Raw genomic sequence first — 11,650 nt, 5'->3', positions numbered from 1 at the left:
CGGTACACCTTTGACTAGATGGAGGCCTTGCCATTGCCGAGAATGAAAAAGGACTTCCACGAGATGGTTCATCTCATGAAAGTCCTGACTGCGACCTGTGAGCGTATCCATCTTCTCCCATCCGGACTGTCCAGACATCTGCCTGCTACCGTCGGTTCCGGAATTCCACCGGGTCGGCCCCAAAGGGGTTCGCGGACTGTCACCGCCGGTCAGGAATTTCACCTGCCCCAAAGATTGTGTACACAGTGATTCTAGCCCCGGGCTCACTTGCTGTCAAGCAACCTGTTTTTGGGTACTTCCAGGGGCATTTCCTGAAAATCGTGGATGGAGGCTGAGATCAGTCATCGAACCATTTGGGATGACAGGCATTTCCTGAAAATCATGGGAGGAGGACGGTAAATATCACGGACTTGCCGTCGGGACTTGTGGCCGTGATTTTCCCCTTGTGGGTCTTGACGATGGCCTTGGCCACAGCCAGCCCGATTCCATAACCGCCCGTCTTCGAATTGCGGGAGCTGTCCAGACGATAGAAGCGCTCAAAGAGGCGGGAGAGATCACCCTGAGGGATGGAATCAACCGTATTGCGAATCGTCAAAAGCTTACCCTTGGCCGTAGAGGCCAGGGTTACTTCGATGCTGCCCCCCTGGTCGGAGTACTTGAGGGCATTGTCCAACAGAAGACTGAGCAGCTGCTGCATGGAGGCGGGATCGCATTCCAGGGAAATGGAAGGGGCGACGCTGATGGTCAGGCTGCGCCCCCTGGTCCGGGCAGGGGCGTCAAAGGATTCGGCGGCCTCCAGGACCATCTGGGAGAAGTCGACCTTCTCGATGTTCAGGCGGGGACCTTCCTCCTCCATGCGGGAGAGAAGGACCAGTTTCTCCACGAGGGCATTCAGCCGGTCAATCTGGCGGTGGTTGGAGATAGTCCACTCGGAAGTTCCATAGTCCATCTCGATCACCTCATTGTTGGCGGCCAAAACAGCCAGAGGAGTCTTGAGCTCGTGGTTGGCATCGGTGATGAACTGCCGCTGTTTGCTGTAGCTCTCAACGATGGGGCCGACTGCCCGCCTTGAGGCCGGCAGGAGCAGGAGAAAGACGAAAAGAAGACCGCCTGCGCCGGCCGCCAGACTTCCGTAGAGAAAGCTGTAGAAGGATTGCATCTGGGGCTGGGTATCCAAAAAGTAATAGGTTCTGGCGGTCGTATCCGAAGAGCCTGTCTCTTTGGACTGGCTTTGGCTGTTGGATTTGGACTTGGCCTGGTCTGCGCTCTTTTCCTGCAGAAGATAGCGGTAGCGGCCCAGATAGCCCTGGCGGGGGAGCCCCCCGAGAGCCAGCTTCTGAGCATAGGAAGCGGCCTGCTCGGCGTTGATTGCGGCGATGTGGTCTGTGTCGGAGGCCGTGACCTGATTATCCGCGGAGAGACTGACGCTGAAGTAGCGGCTGCTGAAGGGAGTCTCGGCGTCGAAATCACCTGGGGGCTTATCCTTCGGGGGCTTGCTGCCAAAGCGCCCGCCCTGTCCGGCTAAAAGGGCCAGCTTCTGATCTGCCGACTTTGTCATGGACCGGTAATTGATCAGGTTGACGGCTCCCATGATAAGGGTCAGAACGATCAGGACGGAGAGCATGGACAGACCGATGAATTTGCGGCGCAATTGTCGGAACATGGTTTATTCCTCCTCCTGAACAAAGTAGCCGAGACCCCGGGAGGCCTTGATGACGATGCCGGCGTCGATGGATTTCAGCTTGCGGCGGAGATTGGAGATATTGACCCAGACCACATTCTGTTCGACATCGCTCTCAAAGCCCCAGATCTTCTCCATGAACTGGTCCGGAGATATGATCTGCCCCGGATTGGCCAGGAGCATCTCCAGGATCTGATACTCCTTGTTGGCCAGGTGCAGGCTGCCTCCGGGAGCGTTTGCCGTGCAGGTCAGCTGATCCAGGGTCAGCCTTCCAAGATGCATGCTGGCATCGGTCGCGACGGTTCTGCGGCGGGTGATCGAGCGAACTCTGGCGATGAGTTCTCTCGTGGAAAAGGGCTTGGTCAGGTAGTCGTCGGCCCCCGAGTCCAGTCCCTGTACCCGGTCATCGATTTCGGAGCGGGCAGTCAGCATGAGAACAGGGATATCATTCTGGGCGGAACGGATCTTTCGCAGCACCGTAAACCCGTCCATTTTGGGCATCATGATATCCAGGATGGCCCCGTCGTAGACGCCGGTTTCCAGGTAGTCCAGGGCGTCCCGGCCGTCATAGACAGCATCCACCTCGTAGTGGTTGGCCTTGAGAATGCGGACAAGGGCGCGGGACAGGTCGAGTTCATCCTCGGCTAAGAGCAGGCGCATGGGTTCTCCTTTCGATAGAAAATCTTCTTCCATTATACAGAATCGAAGACCCGACAGGTGGAGCAAATCATTTTGGAAGAAACGGAAAGAAATGGAAGGGGTGGAAGGAAAGAATATTTTGGGCACGATTTGGTCATGAAGGATCAGTTGGATATGAATAAAAATACAAGAAGAAAAGAAATGCTTGCAAATTTATTCATATCCTGCTATACTCTCTAACCAGTCAGGCAGATCGTGAGAAAGACGAATGCGGCTGAGATTGAGAGAAATAAGGAGTAATGAATATGAAGATGAAAAAAATTGCAGTCCTGGGTCTGGTCATGCTGACAAGCGTATCCATACTGGCAGCCTGCGGCTCGTCCAAGACAGACAACGGCGGCAAGACGGGCTCTGAGAAGAAGGATACGCTGACCATGGCTACCGCCGCCGACTTCCCTCCCTATGAGTACATGGAGGGCAATGATTACAAGGGAATTGATATTGAGCTCTCCCAGGCCGTTGCCGACAAGCTCGGGGTTAAGCTGGAGATACAGAATGTTCCATTTGACTCGATTATCGCCGGCGTTCAGTCGGGCAAGTACGATTTCGGCATGTCCGGGATCACAATCAACGATGAGCGCAAGCAGTCTGTCAACTTCTCAGATCCCTACATCTCAGCGGTTCAGTCCATCATCGTCAAGAGCGACTCCTCGATTGCCGACAAGGATGCCTTAAAGGATGTCAGCAAGATCGGTGTGCAGACTGGAACCACCGGAGACACTGACGCCACCAAGGACTATGGCGAGGACAAGATCACCCGCTACACCGTTGCCACTGACGCAGTCCAGGCCCTGATGTCCGGCAAGGTAGACGCTGTTATCATCGACAACAAGCCCGCTCAGGAATATGTCAAGGCCAACGGATCTGCCTTAAAGATTCTGCCTACCGCCTATGAGGAGGAGCAGTACGCGATCGCGGTCAATAAGAGCAACGACGACCTGCAGAAGAAGATCAACCGGGCCATCAAGGATCTGAAGGCGGACGGAACCGTCGACAAGATCCTGGCCAAGTATGAGTCCAATAAGTAAGAGATCCGAGTCAGCTCCCGGATTCTCACTGACATCCGGAAGGCGGAAAATTGCAAGAACCGGTATCCTCAGCTACAATAGCTCAGGCAGCGCAAGGCAAGGGCGGCCAAGGCCGTCCTTGCCCTTGCCTGTGTATAGAGGGAAACAAATAGCCCGGAATCTGTGTCGGGAGGCCTCTTGTGACGGGAGAGGAAGGAGAAACGCATGAGTGCTTGGTGGGATGGGCTCAAGGCCCAGTTTGTCCTCAACTTCATCAATGATAATCGATGGCAGTCGCTTGTCTCTGGTCTGGGAGTTACCCTGCAGATCACGGTTTTCGCGGTGATTGTGGGAATTCTCTTAGGAGCTTTGGTGGCGACGGTTCGTTCTACCTGGGACAAGAGCGGAGAGGAGATGGGACGCCGTAAGAGTCCGGCCTATTATCTGCTCAAGGGCTTGAACGTCATTTGCAAGATTTACCTGACGGTCATCCGCGGCACGCCTGTTGTTGTTCAGCTGATGATCTCCTATTTCATTATTTTTGCCACATCCAAGAACGCGGTCGCTGTGGCCATTTTCGCCTTCGGTCTCAACTCTGCCGCCTATGTGGCCGAGATCATCCGCGGCGGCATCATGTCCATTGACGAGGGCCAGTTCGAGGCAGGCAGATCCCTGGGCTTTAATTATCCCCAGACCATGATCTATATCATTCTGCCCCAGGTATTCAAGGCGGTTCTGCCCGCCCTTCTCAATGAGTTCATCACCCTGGTCAAGGAGACCTCCGTCGCGGGCTATGTGGGGATTATGGATCTGACGAAGGCGGGCGATGTCATCCGGAGCAGGACCTATTCCGCTTTCATGCCCCTCTTTGCAGTGGCAGGCATTTATCTGGTGATTGTCATTATTCTTGAGACCGTTTTTGGTCGGCTTGAGAGGAGGCTTCGTCAAAATGAGCGCTAATACCCTGATTCAGGTCAGAGGACTTAAGAAATATTATCGCGGCGGTCTCATCAAGGCCCTGGACGATATTAATCTGGACATCGACCGGGGGGAGGTCGTGGTGATCATCGGCCCATCAGGATCCGGGAAATCTACCCTTCTTCGGTCACTCAATCTTCTGGAGATGCCCACGGAGGGACAGGTTCTGGTGGACGGGGTCAATATTGCGGATCCCGGAATTGATATTAATCTCCACCGGCAGAAGATGGGGATGGTTTTTCAGCACTTTAATCTCTTCCCCAATATGACGGTCTTAAAGAACATGACCATCGCGCCCATGAAGCTGAGAAAGCTCTCCAAAGAGGAGGCTGAGAAGCAGGCCATGGAGCTTCTTGAGCGGGTGAATCTGTCCGATCGAGCCAATGCTTATCCCAGCCAGCTCTCCGGCGGCCAGAAGCAGCGAATTGCCATTGTCCGGGCTCTCTGCATGAACCCGGAGATTCTCCTCTTCGATGAGCCGACCTCTGCTCTTGATCCGGAGATGGTAGGGGAAGTCCTGGAGGTCATGAAGCAGCTGGCCAGGGAGGGGATGACTATGGCCTGCGTCACCCATGAGATGGGCTTTGCCAGAGAGGTGGCCTCAGAGGTGATCTTTGTGGATGGCGGCAAGATCATCGAGCAGGGCAGTCCCGCGCAGATCTTTGACGCACCGAAGAGCGAGCGCCTGCGGGATTTCCTGGCCAAGGTGCTCTGAGCCGGACTGTGAGGACCTGCTTGCGCGGAGATCCTCTGAGACGGACTGTGAGGATCCGCTTGCGCAGGGATTCTCTGAGTCGGACTGTGAGGGCCCGCTTGTGCGGAGCCCGCCTGGGTCGGATGGTGAGGGCCTCTGTCGGTGGGCTGCTGCGATAAAGAGAGAGAGCAAGAAGTATGATCAATGAAATCGGAATTAGCGTCAGTATTGTCTCCTATATGATTCTCATGCTGGCGATTGGCATCTGGTCCTCGAAGCAGAATGCCAGCACAGATGACTTCTATCTGGGGGGACGCAGGCTGGGGCCTATTGTCACAGCCATGAGCGCCGAGGCCTCGGATATGAGCTCCTGGCTTTTGATGGGGCTGCCCGGAATTGCCTATATTTCGGGGCTGGCGGATGCCAGCTGGACCGCCATAGGCCTGGCTCTGGGAACCTATCTCAACTGGCTGCTCGTGGCCAAGCGTCTGCGCCGCTACACCATCAAGGCTAATAATTCCATCACGATCCCGAGCTTCTTCGCAAATCGCTTCCGGGATAAGAGTCGGATTCTGCTGGCTGTCTCCGCCATTTGGATCCTGATTTTCTTCATTCCCTATACGGCTTCCGGTTTTGCGGCCTGCGGCAAGCTCTTTCACACACTCTTTGGTGTTAATTATATTCTCGCCATGCTCGTGTCCGCGGCGGTGATCATTCTCTATACGATGCTGGGCGGCTTCCTGGCGGCATCTACGACGGATCTGGTACAGTCCATCGTCATGACCGTTGCCCTGGCCATTGTGGTCCTCTTCGGAATCAATGCGGCCGGCGGTCTGGACCGGGTGCTTGAGAATGCCAGAGGGATTGCGGGTTATCTGAGCCTGCGCCAGATGGGCAACAGCAACGTTCCGCAGACAGCGACCCCCTACACCTTCATGCAGGCCTTTGCCAACCTGGCCTGGGGCCTGGGCTACTTCGGGATGCCGCACATCCTCCTTCGCTTCATGGCGATTGGCGACGAGAAGAAGATCAAGGTCTCCCGCCGCATTGCCTCTGTGTGGGTGCTGATTTCCATGGCGGTTGCCATCTTCATCGGCATTGTCGCCAATGCCATGAGTAAGGCGGGGGCAATCGCTGTGGCAAAGACCTCAGCTGACGCGGAGAACTCCATTATCCGGATCGCGCACCTGCTCTCAGGCAACGGCCTGGGCTTCGCCCTTCTTGCCGGAGTAATCCTGGCGGGGATCCTGGCCTGTACCATGTCTACCTCTGACTCCCAGCTTCTGGCCGCCTCATCCTCCTTCTCGGAGAATCTGCTGGTGGAAGTCTTCGGACTGTCTCTGACTGAGAAGCAGAGAGTACTGGCCGCCCGTCTGACGGTCATTGCCATCGCCCTGCTGTCTATTTTTATTGCCAGAGACCCGGATTCCTCTGTCTTTGCCATTGTTTCCTTTGCCTGGGCGGGCTTTGGTGCTGCTTTCGGACCGGTCATGCTTCTGGCCCTCTTCTGGAGACGGGCCAATCGCTACGGGGCCATCGCGGGGATGATCTCCGGGGGGGTCATGGTCTTCGCCTGGAAGTATCTGGTTCGCCCCCTGGGAGGAGTCTGGGACATTTATGAGCTGCTGCCGGCCTTTTTGGTCAGCGCCCTGCTCATGATTGCAGTCAGTCTGGTCACGCCCGCTCCCTCCAGAGAGATGACAGAAGAGTTCGATGCGGTATGCAGGGGAGACTGAGTTATTTCCACTTGTTTGGGGCCAGATTGCTGATCGCTTTTATCCGCCTGATCGCCCGGTCATTCCCGCTTGCCTGGAGACCCGGATCTCTGAAAAGGCGCCGACAATCACTTTCTAAAGTTGCTTTCGTCTGCCTGGGGGGCCAGATTGCCGATCGCCTTTGCCCGCCTGGTCGGGGTCTGGCTGCCCTGGCCAAGGCCGAACAGGGCAGATCACAGAAACCCGTGGATAAGGGTACAGAAGCCGTGGAAAGTGTAGATAAAGAGCCGCAGGAAGTGCGGATAAAGTCATTGAAGTGCGCATTTAACTGCTCTATCATAGGGTAGGTAAATGCGTTTTTTACAATAATCGAGTACTCGTACCTGGTCCCTGCCTGTCTCTACAGGGAATGCCAAAGGGCTTGCGGAAGAAGAATCCGTCACGATAACTTTGGCATCCACATTGCAGAGTAATTGCGAAAATAAAAGTCTCGAAAGGGACGGCAGGATCAACGGAGGTCTTTATGAATCAGAATTACAATTCCGGCGGCGGATCCGGAGACGACAAGAAGAATAGCCGGGTTCCGCAGCCGGTGATTTTGCTCTTGGTTTTTATCCTGCTGGCCATGTTTTTCACCAGTCTGGTCTACAACAGAGCCTCATCTAACAAGACAGAGGTTCCCTACACCGAGTTTTACAGGCTGGTTACTTCCGATCAGGTGGAGAAGGCGACAATCAATCGCGACCGCATTGAGTTTACCCTGAAGGATAACGCCTCCTATAAGAATGATAAGGCGCAGGAGAACTCCAAGCTGATTCAGGAGGCCACCGGTCAGGAGGTCAAGACCACTTATTTCACGGCCTATATACAGGACAGCGAGCTGATCCCAGCCATGAAACAGCACAATGTCGTGATCTCGGGCAAGCTCAATTCCGATACGACAGCCCTGATTTACAATATCGCCTCCATGGTGATCCCCCTGGCCCTGCTCTGGATCCTCTTCGCCTTCCTCATGCGCCGCATGGGAGGAGGCCTTGGGATGAATCCGGGCAAGTCCAATGCCAAGGTCTATGTGGAGAAATCGACCGGGGTCAAGTTCAAGGATGTGGCAGGCCAGGATGAGGCCAAGGAGTCTTTGGTAGAGGTTGTCGACTTCCTGCACAATCCCCGCAAGTACATTGAGATTGGGGCCAAGCTCCCCAAGGGAGCGCTTTTGGTGGGACCTCCGGGAACCGGTAAGACTCTTTTGGCCAAGGCTGTGGCGGGAGAGGCGGGCGTTCCCTTCTTCTCTCTGGCGGGTTCTGACTTCGTCGAGATGTTCGTCGGCGTGGGCGCTTCCCGCGTCCGGGATCTCTTCAAAGAGGCGCAGAAGCAGGCTCCCTGTATTATTTTCATCGATGAGATTGACGCGATCGGCAAGAGCCGTGATTCCCGCTTCGGCGGAGGAAATGATGAGCGCGAGCAGACCCTCAACCAGCTTTTGGCCGAGATGGATGGCTTTGACACATCGAAGGGTCTTTTAGTCCTGGCGGCCACCAACCGGCCGGAGGTTCTGGATAAGGCTCTTCTCAGGCCCGGACGCTTTGACCGTCGGATCATTGTAGACCGCCCGGATCAGAAGGGGCGACTGGCCACCCTCAAGGTTCACGCCAAGGATGTGCCAATGGACGAGACGGTTGATCTGGACTCTCTGGCGACAGCCTCCGCCGGCCTGGTGGGGTCTGACCTGGCCAATATCATCAATGAGGCTGCCATCTGCGCCGTCAAGCACGGGCGCAAATTCGTCAGCCAGAAGGATCTCTTTGAGGCGTTCGAATTGGTAGCCGTCGGCGGGCGGGAGAAGAAGAACCAGGTTATGAGCGACCAGGAGCGCAAGATTGTCGCCTATCATGAGGTGGGACACGCGCTGCTGGCTGCCCTGCAGAAGAATACGGAGCCGGTGCAGAAGATTACCATTGTGCCCAGAACCATGGGGGCCCTGGGTTATACCCTGCAGACTCCCGAGGAGGAGAAATTCCTGGAGACCAAGGAGGAGCTGCAGGCCCGTATTGCCACCCTGATGGGCGGGCGCGCCGCCGAGATGGTGGTCTTTGGCTCCATGACCTCCGGCGCGGCCAATGACATCGAACAGGCCACCAATATTGCCAGGGCCATGGTTACCCGCTTCGGCATGTCCGACAAGTTCGGCATGATGGGGCTGGCCACTGTCGAGAGCCAGTACCTGGATGGCCGGGCCGCTTTGAACTGCGGAGAGAATACGGCGGCTCAGATCGACGATGAGGTGCTGAGCTTTATCAATCAGGGTTATGATGAGGCGGTTCGTCTTTTGACAGAGCACAGGAATACCCTGGACCGGATTGCGGATTTCCTCTATGAGAAGGAGACCATCACCGGCAAGCAGTTCATGAAGATCTTCCGTCAGCTGGAGGGTCTGCCCCAGCCGCAGGAGGATCAGGAGGCCGTCAGCTTCGTCGAGTCCGCCATGGCCATGATGGAGGCGGATCGGGCCAGTCAGGCAGGTAAGTCTGCAGGGGAGGAAGGAGACCAGTCTTCTGCCGGGCAGGTTCCTGAGAGCGGTTACCAGGACCGGGTCAAGGAGTTTAAGCCCCAGGAGAAAGAGCCCGTCTTTCCGGAGCGCTCAGACGATGTGTCGAGACCAGAGAAAGAGACTCCCGCAGAGCGCTCAGGCGAGGTGCCGGGAGCAGAAGAAGAGTCTGCCGTGGAAAGAGTTGACGCAGAAAGAGCTTCCACGGGAAGAGACGCTTCTGAGGAGAGCAGGGATTTGGCCGAGGGCGATCCCTCTGAGAAAGAAAAGACGCCTGCTGAGTCGGCAGAAGAGGGAAAAGAGAAAGCGTGATCAGACAGGGGGCCAGGCTCCCCGTCAGATCAGATCGTTCAAGCAGAACCCGGGGAGAACAGATCCCGGGTTCTGTTTATCCATGGCTGTAGGATGCTTGCGGCGCGCGCATTCCACAGGATGGGAGGAGTCGATATGGGCAGCACGGATTTTATTCTGGAAGAGGAACTGAAGAAATTGCCGGACGCGCCCGGCGTCTATATCATGCACGACGCCACCGATCAGATCATCTATGTGGGCAAAGCGGTCAGCCTGACCAAGCGGGTGCACCAGTACTTCCAGGCCTCTCATGACGAGGGCGTCAAGAAGCGGCAGATGGTGGAGCGCATCAGCTGGTTTGAGTATATTGTGACCGACTCGGAGCTGGAGGCTCTGGTCCTGGAAAATAACCTGATCAAGGAGCATCGGCCCAAATACAATACCCTGCTCAGAGATGATAAGACCTACCCCTATATTAAGGTCACCCTGCAGGAGGCCTATCCGAGGATCCTCTTTGTCCGCAGGGTTAAAAAGGACGGGGCGAAATACTACGGTCCCTTCAGCTCGGCAGAGGCCACCCATCAGACCATTGAGCTTGTGCAGAAGCTCTACCGGATTCGCACCTGTAATCGCAGGCTCCCGGAGAACATCGGAAAGGACCGCCCCTGTCTCAACTACCACATGAAACAGTGCGACGCCCCCTGCGACGGAAAGATCTCTCAGGAGGACTACATGGAGCATGTTCATGACGCCCTCCGTTTCTTGGATGGGGATACGGGGACGGTGTCGCGGGAGCTGACAGCCAGGATGAATGACGCGGCCGCGGCAATGGATTTTGAGAGGGCGGCCGAGTACCGGGACCTGCTCAAGGCGATCGAGCACACAGCCCAGAGGCAGAAGATCACCCGATATGACGAGGAGGATCTGGACGTCATCGCTGCGGCGATCGAGGGAGAAGACGCCGTGGTATCCGTCTTCTACATCCGGGCGGGCAAGATGATCGGCAGGGACCATTTCGCGGTCAATGTCCGGGCGGATGAGGGAGAGAAGGAGGTCTTGGGGGCATTTGTCCACCAGTTTTACGCGGGGACCCCTTTCATTCCCAGAGAGATCTGCCTGCCGATTGAAATCGACGACAGCAGGCTGACCCAGGACTGGCTCTCAGATAAGCGGGGACAGAGGGTCTATCTCAGGTATCCCAGGCGGGGGAAAAACGCTCGCCTGATGGACCTGGCCGCCAAAAACGCGCAGATGATCATGAACCGGGATCAGGAGAAGATCAAAAGGCAGGAGGGGAGAACGATCGGGGCCATGCGCCAGATTGCGCAGCTTCTGGGTCTCGAGCGCGTGGAGCGCATGGAGGCCTATGATATCTCACATATCATGGGCTTCGCCACGGTCGGATCCATGGTGGTCTTCGAGCGCGGCAAGGCCAAGCGGTCTGACTACCGGAAGTTCCGCCTCAAGACGATCGAGGGGCCGGATGACTATGCCTCCATGCGGGAGGTGCTGACCCGCCGATTCAGGCATGGCATGGAGGAGAAGGAAAAGCTGCGGGAGAAGCAGATGGATGAGAAGCTGGGAGCCTTCACAAAATTCCCGGATATTCTCATGATGGACGGGGGCAAGGGCCAGGTCCATATCGCGGAGGAGGTTCTGCGGGAGCTGAAGCTGGATATCCCTGTGGCCGGAATGGTCAAGGACGATCATCATAATACGCGGGGCATCTATTTTCACGACAGGGAGCTGCCGATTGACAAGAGCTCGGAGGGCTTTCAGCTGATCAGCAGATTACAGGACGAAGCCCACCGCTTCGCCATCAGTTATCACAAGTCTCTGCGGTCCGCGGCCCAGGTTCACTCCTTTCTGGACGATATTCCGGGCATCGGCCCCGCCCGCCGCAAGGCTCTCATGCGCCGCTTCGATGATGCTCAGGCCATGGCGGCTGAGAGCGTAGAGGATCTGGCGGCGATCGACGGGATGAACCGGACTTCCGCCCAGGCGGTCTGGGACTTTTTGCACAGGCATTGATGTGCTATT

The 11,650-nt window shown here is 56.2% G+C and carries 9 protein-coding genes and 1 riboswitch; of the genes, 7 read left to right on the top strand and 2 right to left on the bottom strand.

Annotated features, from left to right (window positions below; all coding sequences use genetic code 11):
- Positions 1–105: 105 nt before the first annotated feature.
- A riboswitch (FMN riboswitch) is annotated at positions 106–239 on the bottom strand.
- 140 nt (positions 240–379) lie between these two features.
- Positions 380–1,663, bottom strand: coding sequence for a sensor histidine kinase (locus HMPREF1508_RS05030; RefSeq protein ID WP_044960047.1), 1,284 nt, complete (start codon positions 1,661–1,663; stop codon positions 380–382).
- Between the two features lie 3 nt (positions 1,664–1,666).
- Complete coding sequence (locus HMPREF1508_RS05025; RefSeq protein ID WP_044960044.1) at positions 1,667–2,341, bottom strand: response regulator transcription factor; 675 nt, start codon at positions 2,339–2,341, stop codon at positions 1,667–1,669.
- A gap of 72 nt (positions 2,342–2,413) precedes the next feature.
- Between HMPREF1508_RS05025 and HMPREF1508_RS10180 the strand changes: the two genes are divergently transcribed.
- The 7 genes from HMPREF1508_RS10180 (at position 2,414) to uvrC (ending at position 11,641) form a co-directional block, all read left to right on the top strand.
- Positions 2,414–2,560 (top strand): hypothetical protein, encoded by a 147-nt coding sequence (locus HMPREF1508_RS10180; protein WP_156923186.1) that lies wholly within the window; start codon positions 2,414–2,416, stop codon positions 2,558–2,560.
- A 59-nt stretch (positions 2,561–2,619) separates the two neighbouring features.
- Positions 2,620–3,408, top strand: coding sequence for an ABC transporter substrate-binding protein (locus HMPREF1508_RS05020; RefSeq protein ID WP_084640252.1), 789 nt, complete (start codon positions 2,620–2,622; stop codon positions 3,406–3,408).
- Between the two features lie 204 nt (positions 3,409–3,612).
- Positions 3,613–4,347, top strand: a complete 735-nt coding sequence (locus tag HMPREF1508_RS05015; protein WP_044960040.1) for an amino acid ABC transporter permease — start codon at positions 3,613–3,615, stop codon at positions 4,345–4,347.
- Positions 4,337–5,080 (top strand): amino acid ABC transporter ATP-binding protein, encoded by a 744-nt coding sequence (locus HMPREF1508_RS05010; protein WP_044960038.1) that lies wholly within the window; start codon positions 4,337–4,339, stop codon positions 5,078–5,080. Before HMPREF1508_RS05015 ends, HMPREF1508_RS05010 begins: the two co-directional genes overlap by 11 nt.
- A gap of 176 nt (positions 5,081–5,256) precedes the next feature.
- On the top strand, positions 5,257–6,795 hold the full coding sequence (locus HMPREF1508_RS05005; RefSeq protein WP_044960036.1) for a sodium/proline symporter: 1,539 nt from the start codon (positions 5,257–5,259) through the stop codon (positions 6,793–6,795).
- A 502-nt stretch (positions 6,796–7,297) separates the two neighbouring features.
- Positions 7,298–9,631 carry an ATP-dependent zinc metalloprotease FtsH gene (ftsH, locus tag HMPREF1508_RS04995; protein WP_044960031.1) on the top strand — a complete coding sequence of 778 codons (2,334 nt, stop codon included), beginning with the start codon at positions 7,298–7,300 and terminating at the stop codon, positions 9,629–9,631.
- A 135-nt stretch (positions 9,632–9,766) separates the two neighbouring features.
- Positions 9,767–11,641, top strand: coding sequence for an excinuclease ABC subunit UvrC (uvrC, locus tag HMPREF1508_RS04990; protein WP_044960028.1), 1,875 nt, complete (start codon positions 9,767–9,769; stop codon positions 11,639–11,641).
- The last annotated feature ends 9 nt before the right edge of the window (positions 11,642–11,650 follow it).

Origin of the sequence: Shuttleworthella sp. MSX8B (genome assembly GCF_000524295.1) — a bacterium.
Taxonomy (GTDB): Bacteria; Bacillota; Clostridia; order Lachnospirales; family Lachnospiraceae; genus Shuttleworthia; species Shuttleworthia satelles.
The sequence above is the reverse complement of the archived record's forward strand: the minus strand, read 5'-3'. Positions and strand labels throughout refer to the sequence as shown.